This is a genomic window from Sphingobium chlorophenolicum (genome assembly GCF_000722875.1).
GTDB lineage: Bacteria > Pseudomonadota > Alphaproteobacteria > Sphingomonadales > Sphingomonadaceae > Sphingobium > Sphingobium chlorophenolicum.
This window is the reverse complement of record NZ_JFHR01000086.1, coordinates 1-15157: the sequence shown is the minus strand read 5'-3', so window position 1 is coordinate 15157 and position 15157 is coordinate 1. Positions and strand designations below refer to the sequence as shown.

Here is a 15157-nt window from a genome sequence, read left to right as displayed (position 1 = left end):
CCCTTATACTCCCCCCAGCGCGCCAGCCCCCCATTCCCGCCGCCGGGATTCCCGCTCCGGATGAAATTCGCCCAATAATCCTGCATCATCCCGGCGACCCGCGCATTTTCCGCCCCCTCCGAAGCCTTGGCCGTCCCCAAAACATAGCCGAAATCCGCGCAATGCGGCGCCCCCGCCACTTTCCCGCGCTCGGCAGGAGGCACATAGGCGAAATGATAATACCAACCCGGCTGCCAACGCGCCGCCAGCCCCGCCGTCGCCGCCGCCGCCGATGTGAAGATGAAATCCGTCTGCACCTGCCGCAGCAACTCCGCCGGGGCCATCTTGCCCTGCGGATCATAGACCTTACGCACGGCCGCCATGTCGATGCCGAACCGCTCCTTCATCACCTTCTCGTCGAAACCCATCAGCCCGAAGACGCTCGCCTCGTTGCTGGTCGACCCGGCGATATAGGGCACGCGGGCGATATGCCCCCTGGCAAAGGCGATGGCGGTCTCTTCCACGATCAGGTCGCCGTCCACCACCGCGCCGAAATTGGGCGGGCCGGGATCGGCGGCCATCACCGCCGCCGGATCGAGCCTGCGCAGCGCGGCGATGGCGTCCCTGCCTTCCCCGCTCACCCCCGCGCGCGCCGCGAAGGCGACGCCTTCCCGTTCCGCCTGCGCCTGCGGACGGGTGGCGTTGTTGAGGCCGCCGCCCGAATGCGCGCTGGCGCGGGCGAACAGGCCCCGCGACCTGGGCGAAGCGACCAGCGCATTGACGCTGGACCCGCCCGCCGAACAGCCCATGATCGTCACCTTGTCCGGATCGCCGCCGAAGCGGGCGATATTGCCCCGCACCCAGTTCAGCCCGGCAATCTGGTCCATCAGCCAGTAATTGCCGGTTGCAACCCCCGGCTGTTCGGCGCGCAGGCCGGGATGGGAAAAGAAACCGAACCGCCCCAGCCGGTAATTGAGCGACACCACCACGATTCCGCGCTTGTTATATGTGCTGGCGGCATCGTCGAACCGCTCCGCGCCCGACCCCATGAAGAATGCGCCGCCATGGATCAGCACCAGCACCGGCAACCGGCCCTTGACGGATGGCGTGGAGACATTGACCGACAGGCAATCCTCGCTCTGCCGGACGCCCCGTTCCTTCGCCGTCTCCGGCTGCGGACAGATCGGCCCGAACTGCGATGCGTCCAGCGGCGCGGTCCAGGGCGCGACCGGCCGGGGAGGGGTCCAGCGATGCGCCCCTCCGGTCGTCGCGGCGAAGGGAATGCCCTTGAACCGGCCGCCGGAACCCCACGCGACCCCGCGCACCGGCCCGGACTCCGTCACCACCACCAGCCCCGCAGGAGCCGCCGCGACCAACCCCCCGCCAACCAGCGAAAGCCCCGCGAACAACCAGGCCGCCTTCATCCCGTCTCTCCAAAATATATACCTTAGTGCATATTTATGGGAGACGAAAAAACCCAAGTCAATTATGCAAATCGTTCACGGACAAGGATCGGGCATCTCCCGATGCACCGCCTCGATCGCCGCCAGAGCCTCCTCATCCAGCTTGATCCGGACGCTGCCGATATCCATCTTCAACTGCGCCAGCGAAGTCGCCCCGATGATGGTCGACGTCACGAACGGCCGACTGTTGACGAAGGCAAGCGCCAACTCCGCCGGCTCCAGCCCATAGGCCCGCGCAATCGCAACATAGCGCGCCGACGCCACCGACTGCCCCGGCAGGTCGTACCGGACGAACTGCCTCGCCACGTCCCGGCGCGACCCGTTGGGAACCCGCCCGCCCAGATATTTGCCCGTCAGATTGCCCCCCGCCAGCGGCGAATAAGCCAGCAACCCGACATCCTCCCGCAGCGCGAATTCGTACAACCCCTGCTCGAAGATGCGATTGAGCAGATTATAGGCATTCTGGATCGAAGCGACCCTCGGCAACTCCTTCTCCCGTGACAAGCGCAGATATTCCGACAAGCCCCAGGGCGTTTCATTGGAAACGCCGAAATGCCGGATCTTCCCCGCCCGCACCAGATCGGCCAGTGCGCCCAGCGTCTCCTCGATCGGCACGGTGTCGGCATCATCCTCGATCCGCGAAAGGCCGCGCACCCCGAAGGAAGGCACTTTCCGGTCGGGCCAATGCACCTGATACAGGTCGATATAGTCGGTCCTCAGCCGCCTCAGGCTGTCCTCCACCGCCTGCTCGATATTGCGCCGGTCCAACCGGTTGCCCCCGCCCCGGAACAGCCGTACCGGATCGCGGGAAGGCCCGGCGACCTTGGTGGCCAGGATCATGCCATCCCGCCGCCCCCGCGCCGCGATCCAGTTGCCGATATAGGTTTCGGTCAGGAACTGCGTCTCCCGCGATACGGGCGTCACCGGATAGGCTTCAGCGGTGTCGATGAAGTTGACGCCCTCGCCAAAGGCGTGGTCGAGCTGCTCATGCGCCTCGGCCTCGCTGTTCTGCGACCCCCATGTCATGGTGCCCAGACAGATCAGGCTGACCCTGATCTCCGTGCGCCCCAGCGATCGATATTCCATGTCATGTCCTTGTCCAGAATCCCGTGCCCCTGCATAAGGACTGGCGGGCCGCCGAAAAGGGGGCGTGAATCCGCAAATGTCAGGGAATGGCCATTATAAAACATTCCCCTCCCGCCTGCGGGAGGGGTTAGGGGTGGGCGCGAGCGTAGCGAGCTTCTGACCTAACCGTTGCAAAACAACGCGGATGTCGCGCCAGCCCACCCCCTAACCCCCTCCCGCAGGCGGGAGGGGGAATGACGGCTCTCCACCCAGAATTACTTCGCCTTCACCGCAACCGCCTCGATCTCCACCAGAAAGCCCGGATTGGCGAGCGCCGCGACCTGCACCGTTGACCGGGCGACCTTGTTGGGCTGCGCGGCCGTACCGAAAAACTGGGCATAGCCCTCCGAAAAGCCCTTGAAGTCCTGCTTCCCGCCCAGCTTCGGATCGCCGACTAGGAACACGGTCAGCTTGACCACATCCTTCAGCCCATAGCCCTGCGCGGCGAGCAGCGCCTCGATCTTCCGGAAGATGCCGACCGTCTGCGTCCGCGTGTCGCCATAGGCGGCGGGTGTCGCCGGATCGGCGGCCTTGTCGGCGACGGGCGGCACCTGCCCGCTGAGGTAGAGCGTTTCCGCTCCCGCCGGCACGGTCACGCCGGTCAATATGGGGGAGGGGCCTTCCGCCCCGTGCCGGACCACCTGCGGCGCGGCATGGGCGCTGCCCGCGCCGCCGACCAGCAGGCCGAGGGCAGCGAGCGGACGTATGAAAGCATGCGACATGACATTCTCCTTCTATCAGGCGTGATGGGGGGTGACGTTTGCGGGCGATAGAGCATCGGCTGCGCGCCGGGCGGAAAGCACCGCGCCTTCCTGCCAATGGCCAGAATATTGGGACAAATGGCTCCCCGCAAACAGGAAAGGCCCGTCCGGCTGGTTGAGCAGGCGGAAATCGTCCAGGTTGTTGCCGTCCTTATGCCAATCCAGCCACGGCCCCAGATTATGCGGCATCTTGCGCCAGTTGACGACGACCGGCGATTGCAGATCGGCGCCATGGCCGGGGTGAATGCGCTCCACCGCTGCCCGCGCCAGCGCGATCTGTTCCGGGATCGGCCGCACCGCGAAGCTCTCCGCCGCCCCCAGCGCCATATAGGCGGCCAGCAGCACCGCCTGCGGCTGCTGGAACCGGTCGGACGGATACCAGATGATCGACGTTTCGCCGCCCACGAAGGACAGGCCGCCATAGATTTGCTGCTCTTCCCAGAAGGGGCGGCTCTGGAAGGCGACCTTGACCGTATCCTGATATTGGGCCGCCGCGATGGCCCGGCGCACCGGCGCGCTGAAATCGCCCTCTATCCCCGCCAGCACCGGCAGGGGCAGGGTGATGATCGCCCGGTCCGCCCGGACGAGCTGCGCATTGCCCTTCGCATCGCGCCAGACGATGCTGACGCCCTTGCCGGACCGCCTGATCTCCCGCACCTCGGCCCCGCTGATAACGGGCTTGCGCAGCGATGCCGCCAAGGCGCGGGGGATATGGTCCATGCCGCCGACGGGGGCCAGCATGGTGGCCTGCATCAATATGTCTTCCTCGAACAGCAGGCCCGCCAGATTGGGATTGGCCAGCAACTGGTCGAGCGTACGGGGCGCCACGGCCTGCTGTACCTGATCGAACGCGCCCGGCGGCCGCGCCAGTCCCGACCGGGCGCTACCGCCATAATGGCCGTCCGCCGCCAGATCGCCATAGCCGGTGAGAAACTTTTCCAGCGCCTTGCGCGTCGGCGCGTCCAGCGTCTGGTCGAATGATCCGGCGCGCAACGCCTTTTCCAGCAGGGCGGACAGATGCCCGCGCAGGTCGTTCGCCGCCTGCCGCAGCCGCAGCGGCCCATTCGCATCCGCGATGAAGGCGCCGCGGCTGCTGTTCACCAGTACCTCCAGCGGGACATGCAGTTCCCTGCACAAGCCCAATATGCCGTCATGATGGCTGGGAATCCGCGCCGCCCCGGCATTCAGATACAGCCCGTCGCCAAAGCCGACCCCCTGCGTCGTCCCGTCCGTGTCGGTAAAGCTGTCGCCGCCGCGCAGCGTCCACACCCGTCCTCCGACGCGGCTGCGCGCCTCCAGCACGGTGACGTCGACGCCGCGTTGCTCCAGTTCCCGCGCCGCGACCAGCCCGGCTATGCCCGCGCCCAGGACGACGACGCTCTCCACCCCGCCCGTCCGGGTCGCGCCGACGACCGGAGCGGGAAGCGCCGCCGCGAGCGTGGCGCCGCCCAGCGACCGCAGCAGGGCGCGCCGGTCGAGCGCGGCCACGCCCTTAAAGCTCCGCCGAGACACGGAGATACCAGAAGCCGCCCAGCACGCCCAACGGCGAGGCGTCCGGATAGATGAAGCCGCTCGCCGGTCCCCCGGTGGAAGGATAGACCAGCCGGGTTTCGCGGTCGGGATAATTGTCGAAGATATTTTCCCCGCCCACGGCGATGCGGAACTTGTCCGCCACCTTCACGCCGACTTCCAGATCGAAGGAGATTTCCGCCCCGAACGTCTTGTCGCCGCCATTGGCGGGAAGCTGGTTGTTGGTGAACTTGCCGAAATAATTGGCGCGGGCGACGATGTCGACCGGTCCCGCCTCCGCCGTCTGGGTGAACACGCCGCGCCAGCGGGGCAGCAGCGATTCGATGTCGCGCTTGCGTTCATTGTCGATCAACTGCCCGGTGCGTCCGTCCGGCAGGGTGATGGTCCGGCGAGAGAGCAATTTGGTCCTGTTGTAATTGACCGCCAGCGACGAACCCAACTTGCCCCAGCCGGTCGCGGCGCGATAGCTCGCAACGAAATCGACGCCCTGCGTGCGGGTCGCGAAACCGTTGGTGAAATAACGCACCACGCCCAGCGAATTGGGATCGACCACGCCCAGCGCCGCCAGTTGCGTCCGGTCGGCGTCGGTGACGGTGAAGTTGCTGGTCAGGCCGATGCGGTTCGTCACCTTGATGTTGTAATAGTCCGCCGTGACGGTGAAGGCCGAACTCGGCGTCAGCACCACGCCGCCGCTGAAATTGACCGACTCCTCCGGCTTCAGCGCGGTTGCGCGATAATAGCGGGCCGCCGCATCGGTGGAGGAAAGGGTCGCCACCTGCACCGGCACGGGATTGGTGCCGATGAAGGCGGTTTGCAGGTTGCGCAGGTAAAGCTGGCCCGGCGTCGGCGCCCGGAAACCCGTGCTGGCCGCCCCGCGGAAGGCGATGGCGTCGCTCAGCGCATAGCGGGCCGTCGCCTTCACATTGGTGGTGCCGCCAAAGTCATCATAATGTTCGTAACGCACTGCCCCGCCCAGGGTGAAGCGCGGCGTCACGTCGACCTCCAGGTCCAGATAGGCCGCCTGGCTTGCACGGGACCGGTCGACGATGGAGGTCGGCCCATAGCCAGGAAAGCCGTTGGACCCGACCGCATGGGTGACAAGGAACGTCGTGCCGTCGGCGCGCCGCACCGTCTGGGATGCATAGATGCCCTGCGTATAGGAAGCCGCGTCGCCCGCGCCGATCAGGAAGCTTTCGCGCCGATATTCGATGCCGCCCGCGATGTTGAGCGGACTGGCAAGCCCGATCTCCAGCGGATAGCTGAGGTCCAGATTGGCGTTCAGCTCCCGCTGCTCCAGCGATCCGGCATAGAAGTCGGTCGGCGAATCCGGCCCCAGCGACGGGTTCAACGTGTCGCCGATATAATATTTGATCCGGTTCTGCCCGTAACTGAGGCTGGCGTCATAATGCAGCCCGCCGACCTCGCCCTTATAGCCGCCGACGGCGGAAATGTCGGTGTTGGTGCTGCGGAAACGGGGCGTGAAGCCGTTGGGGAAGATATTGGCGTCATTCCATGTCCGGCCGTCGGCGTTCCACGTCCCGTCGCTGTTGCGGTCGAGATAATAGATCGGAATGGACTTGCCGAAGGTGAAGGGAGCGCCGGTCGGACCCGTCGTCGTCACTGCGATGGGACGCCGATAGTGGAAGTCGATGACCTGATCGGAATAGCCGTAATTGCCGAAGAAATAGAGGGCGTCGTCGCCCAGCGGCAGTTCCGCGTTGACGAAGAAGCGATAGGCTTCCGTATCGGGGCTGCCGAATTTCGTCACTGGCTGCTTCACGTCATAGCCCAGCGATTCCAGGACCACCGCATCGGGACGTTGCACGGCGCGATTGGTGTCATGGGCGTTGATATATTCGCCGGTCAGGTTGATGAAGCCGCCTTCATTGCCAAGCTTCAGGCCCAAATTGCCCGACAACTGGATGTCGCGCCCGTCGCCCTCATAATATTCGCCGTAGCGAGCGTTGAGGCTCAGCCCTTCCGCATTGCTCTTCAGCGCGAAGTTGATGACGCCCGCAATCGCATCCGACCCATATTGGGCGGCGGCGCCGTCGCGCAGCACCTCGACCCGCTGGATGGCGGCGCCGGGGATCTGGGACAGGTCGGCGCTCTGCGACCCGGCAGCGAGCGATCCGCCGTTCACCTGCACCAGCGCGGACCGGTGGAAGCGCTTGCCGTTGATAAGCACCAGCGTCTCGTCTGGCGGCAGGCCGCGCAGCGTCGGCGGCCGGACGAAGGCGGAGCCGTCAAACAGGGCGTTGCGCTGAAGGTTGAAGGAAGGGACCAGATTCTTGAGGGCGGCCTTGACGTCGCTGGTCGCCTGCGACGCCAGATCGTCGGCGCTCAAGACGTCGACCGGCACGGCGGATTCGCTGACAGTGCGGTCGGTCCGCCGTGTGCCCGTGACGATGATCGTATCGCGCTCGCCCGCCGTCGCCGCAGTTTCGGCCGGCTGGAGCTGCGCCTGCGCGCCCTGGGCAAGCGTCACCGCCGCCAGAGCCACGCCGGCTCTGGCCCAGATTTTCACCGATAGCATGAAAGTCCCCCTGCTTATGATTGTCGCATGGTCCGCCGGAGCAGGGCATAATGCTGCCCCGCCCCAGCGGTCATTTATCTACTAAATCGGTAGATTTTTGAGGCAATCAAGTTTTCATTATAGATGATATGGCGGGGCTTCATGTGCGCTCAGCGTTTCCCCGCGTCCGCCGGGGACGCGCCATAGGTGGCCGCCAGATAGGCGGCGATGCGCGCCGCATCGGCGGGTTCGATGGGCGCGCCATAGACCTTGACCATCTTGGCGACGCTGTCGTTCCAGAACTGCGCGCCCTTGCCGCGCGGCTGGCTGGTTACATAGTCGATGGAATGGCAGGCGGAACAGACGCCCGCCATCAGTTCCGCGTCGGGACCAGGCGGCAGCGTGACGGGCTGTTCGTCGGGCAGGCGATAGCCCGCCGCCGCCGCGCCGGTGGCGGCGAACAGGGCGATGGGGAGCAGCACTTTCATGCGGCGACGATCTCCACGGTTTCGATGGCGTTGCGCATATAGCCTGCGGGCTGCCAGCGCGGCTCGACGGGCTGCACCTCACCCGAACGGCTGGTGGCGCGTATCTGGATGCGGTGGCGGCCGGGCGGCAGGCTGTGGGGAAGATGCCAGGCGCGGATGCTGTACCGGCCCAGATCCTCGCCCAGCGCGGCCTCCTGCCAGTTTTGGCCGCCATCGGCGGATATGTCGACGCGCGCGATCCCCGCGCCGCCGTCGAACGCGATACCGGACAGCGCCACCGGCCTTCCCGCCGCCACCTGCGCGCCGGGCGCATGGCTGGTCAGGAAAGACCGGATGTTGAGCCGGGTGATCGGGCGGGTCTTGTCGGGCTTGCCGCCCGGCGTCACGCAGGCGCAGTCATTGTCGGGGATGCGATAGGCGGTTTTCATCCAATAGCCGTCATAGGCGGCGTCGACGACGGTGATCTCGTTCAGATGTTTGACCCAATAGGTGCCATAATGGCCCGGCACGACCAGCCGCAGCGGATAGCCGTTGAGAAAAGGCAGATCGGCCCCGTTCATGGCCCAGGCCACCATCACCTCGCCGTCGCGGGCATGGTCTACGTCCAGCGCCTTGATGAAGTCGGGAATGCCGTCGGCCTGCGGATTGTCCAAGCCGTTGAACGTGACCTGCCGTGCCCCCGTCCGCACGCCTGCGCGGTCCAGCAGGGCGCGCAGCGGCACGCCGCGCCAGCGGGCATTGCCCATCGCCCCGTTGCCAAGCTGCCCGCCGCCGACGCGCGGTTCGAAAAAGCCGCGTCCATTGCCGGAACATTGGTTGACCGCGACGATTTCCTGCACCGGGAAGTCGCGCTTCAATTCCGGGAGGGAAAGCGAAATCACCCTGTCGACATGGCCGCCGACCCTCAGTTTGAACTGCCGCGCATCGATGTCCAGCGGAAGGTCGGCCAGATGATAGCGCACGAAAAAGGCGTCATTGGGCGTGATCGCCCCTTCGCTGAAAACCGCCATGGGCGTTTCAAGCTGCGGCGGCCGGGCGGTCAGGCGGATGAGCGGGCGCTTTTGCGGATATTGGACCAGGGTCCGCTCGCCATTGTCGAAGGGCAGGCTTATCTGTTCTTCTCCGGCTCTGGCCCAGGGGGCGGCGGCCGGCAATAAAGCCCCTGCCATCGCCGTGATCAGGCTGCGCCGGTCAACGCCTTTCATATTTTCGTCCTTCCGCCACCAACCGATGATGCATTATCTACTATTTGACTAGTAAATTCAGGATGGTTTGTCCATCATCCCGCGAAGCCGCGCACTTGTAACATGGCCGTCATGAAGGCTACGCATGGGCGCAAGGCTGGCCCGGCATTGCCCTTGGCACCGCGCGGCCGTTTGGGGAGTTTTTAAGTGATCGATTTCACCGATGCCGCGAATGCCATCGTCGCGGCGGGCGGACGGCTCGACCGGCTTGGCCTGGCCCCCGCTACGGCGGGAAATTATTCCATGCGGCTGGACGACGGGACGATGGCGATCACCGTTTCCGGCGCGCACAAGGGGCGGCTGACGCCGGGCCAGGTGATGCGCGCCTCGCTGGAGGGCGCATCGCTCGACGGAAAAAAGCCTTCGGCCGAGACCCTGCTGCACTGCCTGGTCTATGAGGTGGACGGCGGCGCGGGGGCCGTGCTGCACAGCCACAGCGTGGCGGGCACGGTATTGAGCCGGGCGCTGGCGGATCGCTCCGCCATCGAGCTGGAGGGCTATGAACTGCTGAAGATTTTCCCCGGCGTCGTCGATCATGATGTGCGCATTGCCATGCCGCTAGTCGACAACAGCCAGGACATGCCGACGCTGGCGGCCCAGCTTCGCCCGATATTGCAGGCGGGGACGCCGCCGCTTCCCGCCTTCTACATTCGCGGGCACGGCCTATATGCATGGGGTCCGACCATGGATGCGGCGGAAAATCTGGTGGAGGCGTGCGAATTCCTGCTGAATTGCGCATGGGAAGAACTGAAACTGAACGGAGGCGGACGATGACGCGGCTCTCCCGATATGACGACAAGGCGCCTTTCGCCGAGCGCGGAACCCTCGACGATTTCAACGCCATCGTCGCGGCGATGGCGGAGGCTGGCGTGACGCTGGAACGTTGGGATGCCGGGGCCACGCTGCCAGCCGATGCGCGGGACGGCGACATATTGGCGGCCTATGCGTCCGACATCGACAGGCTCAATCGGCGCGGCGGCTATAAAAGCTGCGACGTGATGCGCCTGGCCCCGGACCATCCGGATCGCGCCGCCTTGCGCGGCAAATTCCTGGCCGAACATGTTCATGACGATGACGAGGTGCGTTTCTTTGTCGAAGGCGGCGGCCTCTTCTACATCCGCGCCAATGGGACGGTCCATGCGCTGGAATGCACGGCGGGCGACCTCATCCTGCTCCCCGCGGGCACGACCCACTGGTTCGACATGGGCGAACATCCGCGTTTTACCGCCATTCGCCTGTTCGTCACGCCGGAAGGGTGGGTCGCCCGCTTCACCGGCGATCCCATCGCGGAATCGATCCCGCTCTATGACGGCGCCGCCGCATGACCGCGCCCCGCGCCATCGTCACGGATATCGAGGGAACGACCTCCAGCATCGCCTTCGTGCATGAGGTGCTGTTCCCTTATTCGCAGGCGCGCCTTGCTGATTATGTCGCCGCGCATCCGGCCGAAGCAGCCCCCATCCTGGCCTCCGTTCGCGACGAAGTGGCCAACCCGGCGCTGGACGAGGCGGGCTGCGTGGCCGCCCTGCTGCAATGGCACAAGGAGGATCGCAAGATCGGCCCGCTCAAGACGCTCCAGGGCATGATCTGGGCGGAGGGATTTGCGGAGGGCGCGCTGCGCGGCCATGTCTATCCGGACGCCGTAGCCGGATTGCGCCGCTGGCATGCGGCGGGCATCGCGCTTTATATCTATTCCTCCGGCTCGGTCGGCGCGCAGAAGCTGCTGTTCGGCCATAGCGAGGCGGGCGACCTCAACCCGCTCTTCTCCGGCCATTTCGACACGGCCATAGGCGGCAAGAAGGAGACGGCGTCCTACCGTGCTATCGCGGATGCGATGGCGCTGCCGCCCGCCGAAATCCTGTTCCTGTCCGATGTGGAGGCGGAACTGGCCGCCGCGCAGCAGGCAGGCATGCAGGTGACGCTGCTGGCGCGGGATGGCCTGCCCGCCGCATCGCCTTTCCCGGTCGAGACTGGTTTCGACAATATCCTGCCGGAGGTGGCGCTTTCATGAGCTACAGGCCGCTGACCGAAACGACCGCTGCCGCCTTCCTGGCCGATATTCCCGCCGTTGCGGAACGGCTGGGCGGCGCAGCGGCCGACTGGTCGGTGCAGGAGGTGGGCGACGGCAACCTCAATCTGGTCTTCCTCGTCACCGGTCCGCACGGGGGAGTCGCGGCCAAGCAGGCCTTGCCCTATGTCCGACTGGTAGGCGAAAGCTGGCCCCTGCCGCTCAGCCGCGCTTATTATGAGCGGCTGGCGCTGGCCGATCAGGCGCGGCTTTCGCCCGAACGCGTGCCCGCGCTGATCCACCATGACGATGTCATGGCGCTGACCGTGATGGAATATCTGACCCCGCACCGCACCCTGCGCGGCGCGCTGGTGGAGGGGCTGCGCTATCCGCTGCTGGCGGAGCATATGGCTGCCTTCCTCGCCGACACGCTGTTCTTCACCTCCGACCTCGCCGTGCCCGCCGTGGAGAAGAAGGCGCGGATCGCCGCCTATCTCGGCAACACCGCCATGTGCCGGATCACCGAGGATCTGATCTTCGACGAACCCTATTTCGATGCGCCGATGAACCACCACACGCCGGGTCTGGAGCATGTGGTCGCGACCCTGCGCGCCGATATTCCCCTGCGGCTGGCGGCGCAGGCGCTCAAGGCCCGCTTCCTCGCCGCGCCGGAGGCACTGCTGCACGGCGACCTCCACACCGGATCGATCATGGTCACGGCGCAGGACAGCCGCGCCATCGACCCGGAATTCGCCTTTTACGGCCCCATCGGCTTCGATGTTGGCATGCTGCTCGCCAATCTGTGGATGGCCCATTTCGCGCAAGCGGGCCAGCGCCCCGGCGTTGAGGACGGCTGGCTGCTGGCGCAGGCCGAAGCGCTGTGGGCCGGTTTCGCGGAACGGTTCGCGGGACATTGGCGCAACCACGCGCCGGACGGGGAGGGGGGTGCGCTCCATGCCTTGTCCCGTTCCGACGGCGTTCTGCGGGATGCGGCCATCGACGCCTGGCGGGCGGCCACCTGGTCCGACAGCCTGGGTTTTGCCGGAGTGGAGATCATCCGGCGCATCCTGGGCCTGGCCCATGTCGCTGATTTCGAAACCATCACTGACGAGAGGTTGCGGGCCGATTGCGAGAAGTGCGCGCTGCTGTTCGCCCGCGAACTGCTGGTCGAGCGCCAGAATTTCCCGAACGCCGCAACCATATCCCAACGGATCGCGCAAGGGACGGCAGCGTGAATATCGACGGAACCGCGACCCGCTCGATCTGGGTGGAGGCCGATGGCCGCTCCGTCGGCATTTTCGACCAGCGCCTGCTCCCCTGGGCTTTGGAGCGGATGGTCCTGCGCTCGGTCGAGGATGCCGCCGTCGCCATAGCTGACATGGCGACGCGGGGCGCGCCCCTGATCGGCGCGGTAGCGGCCTACGGCCTTGCCTTCGGCCTGTATGAGGACGCCAGCGATACCGCGCTCGACGCCGCCCGTGCGCGCCTGCTCCGGACGCGCCCCACCGCCGTCAATCTCCGCTGGGCGCTAGACCGGATCGGCGACGCCGTCCGTCCCCTCGCGCCATCGGATCGCGCCGCCGCCGCCTTTGCCGAGGCCGGGCGCATATGCGACGAGGATGTGGCGATGAACCGCGCCATCGGAGCGGCGGGCCTGCCCCTGATCCGTGCCCTGGCGGAGCGCAAGGGCGGAAAGCCGGTCAACATATTGACTCATTGCAACGCTGGCTGGCTGGCGACGGTCGATTGGGGCACCGCCACCGCACCCCTCTATATGGCGCATGACGCAGGCATCCCGCTCCATATCTGGGTGGATGAGACGCGGCCTCGCAACCAGGGCGCGCTGACCGCTTTCGAACTGGCGCAACATGGCGTGCCGCACAGCTATATCGTCGACAATGCGGGCGGCCTGCTGATGCAGCAGGGGCTGGTCGACATGGTGATCGTGGGCACGGATCGGGTGACGGCGAACGGCGACGTCTGCAACAAGATCGGCACCTATTTGAAGGCGCTCGCGGCCAAGGCGCATGGCGTGCCCTTCTATGTCGCGCTGCCCTCCAGCACCTATGATCCCGCCACGCCCGACGGCGCATCGGTCCCGATCGAGCAGCGTTCGCCCGATGAAGTCCGCTTCGTCAGCGGAACGGATGAGGCCGAGCGTCTCGTGGTCATTCGCCTGACAGGCTCCCCCGCCTATAATCCCGCCTTCGATATCACGCCCGCCGCTTTGGTCACTGGCTATGTCACCGATCATGGGCTTCTGACTGACGCCGCCGATCTGCGCCGAAGCATGGCGATGTAGGACGCTGGCGCCGCCTGCTTCCATGATGCATATGTATCATCGCATATGATTCGTAGAAATAGGTATATCTGTGAACCGGCCGATCCCCTTTCTGACTGCTGGCGTCGTCCTGCCTGCCTTGGCCTGGGCAACGCCGTCCTTCGCCCAGCGGGATGGCTTCACGTTGAACGGCAGCGTCCGCCTGCGATTCGAGGAGATAGAGGGCCAGCCGCGCGCCGGTTTCGACCGCAAGGACAGCCTGTTCAACATGCGCACCCAGTTGCTCGGCGAATATCGCTCCGGTTCCGTCCGGATCGGGGCGGAACTGTTCGATAGCCGCGCCTATGGTGCCGATCCGGGCACGCCGATCTCGACCAATGAGGTGAATGCCCTTGAACTGGTGCAGGCCTATATCGCGGCCGATATTGCGGAGCCGTTCGAGAAGGCGGGCAAGCTGCGCCTCACTCTAGGGCGGATGACCCTGAACCTGGGGTCGCGGCGGCTTGTCGCGGCCGATGACTATCGGAACACGACCAACGGCTATACAGGCCTGCGCGTCGATTTCACTAGGCCCGACGGATTGGGGCTGGTCGCCATCTACACCTTGCCGCAAATGCGCCGCCCTGATGATCCCGACGATGTCCGGAACAGGCGCGTGGCGATCGATCATGAGAGTTTCGACATAGTGCTCTGGGGCGGAATCCTGGGCAAAACGAAGGCGATCGGTTCCGCCATGGCCGAACTGACCTTCTTCCATCTGGGCGAGCGCGACGCGCCGGGCAGGCCGACACGGGACCGCTCGCTCGACACGTTTGGCGGCCGGATCATGCGCGAACCCCGGTCAGGCAGGCTCGATTATGAAGTCGAGGCATTTTATCAGACCGGCTCCATCAGCGCTTCCCTGGCGGCCACCGCGCCGCGCCAGCCAGTGAGCGCCAGCTTCGTGCATGCCGATGTCGGCTACAGCTTTCTGGGAGCCTGGAAACCGCGCCTGTCGGTCGAGTTCGACAGGGCCAGCGGTGACCAGGCAGGGGGCCGCTTTGGCCGGTTCGACACGCTGTTCGGCATGCGCCGCGCCGATCTTGCGCCTGCGGGCCTCTACAATGCCGTGGCGCGCGCAAATATCGTGACTCCGGGTATCCGGCTCGAAGCGACGCCGGACAAGCGGTGGGACTGGTTCGCGGTGTATCGGGCGATGTGGCTCGCCTCGCGCACCGACGCCTTCTCCACCACAGCCGTTCGGGACAGCAGCGGCCGGTCGGGCAGCTTCGCGGGGCATCAGTTGGAAGGACGATTGCGTTACTGGATCGTCCCGGCGCGTTTGCGCTTCGAATTTGACGGGCTGCTCCTTGCCAAGGGCCGTTTTCTGACGGACGCGCCTAACGCGCCTGCCGGGAAATGGGCGCGCTACACGTCCTTCAACGTCACGGCCAGCTTCTAACCCTCTTCCCTTGGATTTACAGGAAATTTCCGGAAATCCCATTTTTCCTGTTGACCGACTCATTCGACGCGCCTAGATGCCACTCCACCGACGCGGTGATGACCTCCGGTTTTCGCTGCGCACGGTCGCCAATATCAAGGATGGCCAAATCCTCGAATGAAAGTTCGAGGATCGCTGGTTGTCCGCTTCTGATTTTGGTTCGGTTCTTTGACATTGTTGATTGATGAAGGGACATGTGGGCGGCGGCTCCGGTTATCTACGGCTTTCAGGCGTAGGTGGATCGGTTAAAATAGCCGTTTCTCACAATGTCCTTACGTAACCA

General features: G+C 65.5%; 14 protein-coding genes. 6 read left to right on the top strand and 8 right to left on the bottom strand.

All coding sequences use genetic code 11. The features are described from left to right. The 7 genes from BV95_RS21330 to sorA form a co-directional block, all read right to left on the bottom strand. The coding region (locus BV95_RS21330) for a carboxylesterase/lipase family protein (RefSeq protein ID WP_037457038.1) at positions 1 to 1403 on the bottom strand (1403 nt) is incomplete at its 3' end. A 75-nt stretch (positions 1404 to 1478) separates the two neighbouring features. Further along, positions 1479 to 2528, bottom strand: coding sequence for an aldo/keto reductase (locus BV95_RS21325; RefSeq protein WP_037457035.1), 1050 nt, complete (start codon positions 2526 to 2528; stop codon positions 1479 to 1481). 254 nt (positions 2529 to 2782) lie between these two features. Further along, positions 2783 to 3289 (bottom strand): RidA family protein, encoded by a 507-nt coding sequence (locus tag BV95_RS21320; RefSeq protein ID WP_037457032.1) that lies wholly within the window; start codon positions 3287 to 3289, stop codon positions 2783 to 2785. Between the two features lie 15 nt (positions 3290 to 3304). Further along, complete coding sequence (locus BV95_RS21315) at positions 3305 to 4816, bottom strand: flavin monoamine oxidase family protein (RefSeq protein ID WP_051749934.1); 1512 nt, start codon at positions 4814 to 4816, stop codon at positions 3305 to 3307. 4 nt (positions 4817 to 4820) lie between these two features. Then, positions 4821 to 7394: a TonB-dependent receptor plug domain-containing protein gene (locus BV95_RS21310; RefSeq protein WP_051749933.1), complete on the bottom strand. Its 2574-nt coding sequence runs from the start codon at positions 7392 to 7394 to the stop codon at positions 4821 to 4823. Between the two features lie 149 nt (positions 7395 to 7543). Then, positions 7544 to 7861 carry a SorB family sulfite dehydrogenase c-type cytochrome subunit gene (gene sorB / locus BV95_RS21305; protein WP_037457029.1) on the bottom strand — a complete coding sequence of 106 codons (318 nt, stop codon included), beginning with the start codon at positions 7859 to 7861 and terminating at the stop codon, positions 7544 to 7546. Then, the gene (sorA, locus tag BV95_RS21300; protein ID WP_037457025.1) at positions 7858 to 9066 is read right to left on the bottom strand and encodes a SorA family sulfite dehydrogenase catalytic subunit; all 1209 of its coding nucleotides are present in this window, start codon (positions 9064 to 9066) and stop codon (positions 7858 to 7860) included. The genes sorB and sorA overlap by 4 nt, the downstream gene beginning before the upstream one ends. 186 nt (positions 9067 to 9252) lie before the next feature. Here sorA and mtnB point away from each other — a divergent pair, with 186 nt between their 5' ends. The 6 genes from mtnB (at position 9253) to BV95_RS21270 (ending at position 14835) form a co-directional block, all read left to right on the top strand. Continuing rightward, a complete protein-coding gene (gene mtnB / locus BV95_RS21295; protein WP_037457022.1) occupies positions 9253 to 9879 on the top strand; it encodes a methylthioribulose 1-phosphate dehydratase in 627 nt (208 codons plus the stop codon). Further along, positions 9876 to 10430 carry a 1,2-dihydroxy-3-keto-5-methylthiopentene dioxygenase gene (locus BV95_RS21290; protein WP_037457020.1) on the top strand — a complete coding sequence of 185 codons (555 nt, stop codon included), beginning with the start codon at positions 9876 to 9878 and terminating at the stop codon, positions 10428 to 10430. Before mtnB ends, BV95_RS21290 begins: the two co-directional genes overlap by 4 nt. Then, positions 10427 to 11116, top strand: a complete 690-nt coding sequence (gene mtnC, locus BV95_RS21285) for an acireductone synthase (RefSeq protein ID WP_037457017.1) — start codon at positions 10427 to 10429, stop codon at positions 11114 to 11116. The genes BV95_RS21290 and mtnC overlap by 4 nt, the downstream gene beginning before the upstream one ends. Further along, positions 11113 to 12348: an S-methyl-5-thioribose kinase gene (gene mtnK, locus BV95_RS21280; RefSeq protein ID WP_037457015.1), complete on the top strand. Its 1236-nt coding sequence runs from the start codon at positions 11113 to 11115 to the stop codon at positions 12346 to 12348. Before mtnC ends, mtnK begins: the two co-directional genes overlap by 4 nt. Further along, positions 12345 to 13415, top strand: a complete 1071-nt coding sequence (gene mtnA / locus BV95_RS21275; RefSeq protein WP_037457013.1) for an S-methyl-5-thioribose-1-phosphate isomerase — start codon at positions 12345 to 12347, stop codon at positions 13413 to 13415. The genes mtnK and mtnA overlap by 4 nt, the downstream gene beginning before the upstream one ends. 70 nt (positions 13416 to 13485) lie before the next feature. Next, positions 13486 to 14835 carry an alginate export family protein gene (locus BV95_RS21270; protein WP_234703270.1) on the top strand — a complete coding sequence of 450 codons (1350 nt, stop codon included), beginning with the start codon at positions 13486 to 13488 and terminating at the stop codon, positions 14833 to 14835. Between the two features lie 16 nt (positions 14836 to 14851). On the opposite strand, the gene BV95_RS23955 is transcribed toward BV95_RS21270, so the two are convergent. Then, positions 14852 to 15070, bottom strand: a complete 219-nt coding sequence (locus BV95_RS23955; protein ID WP_162179775.1) for a hypothetical protein — start codon at positions 15068 to 15070, stop codon at positions 14852 to 14854. Positions 15071 to 15157: the final 87 nt, after the last annotated feature.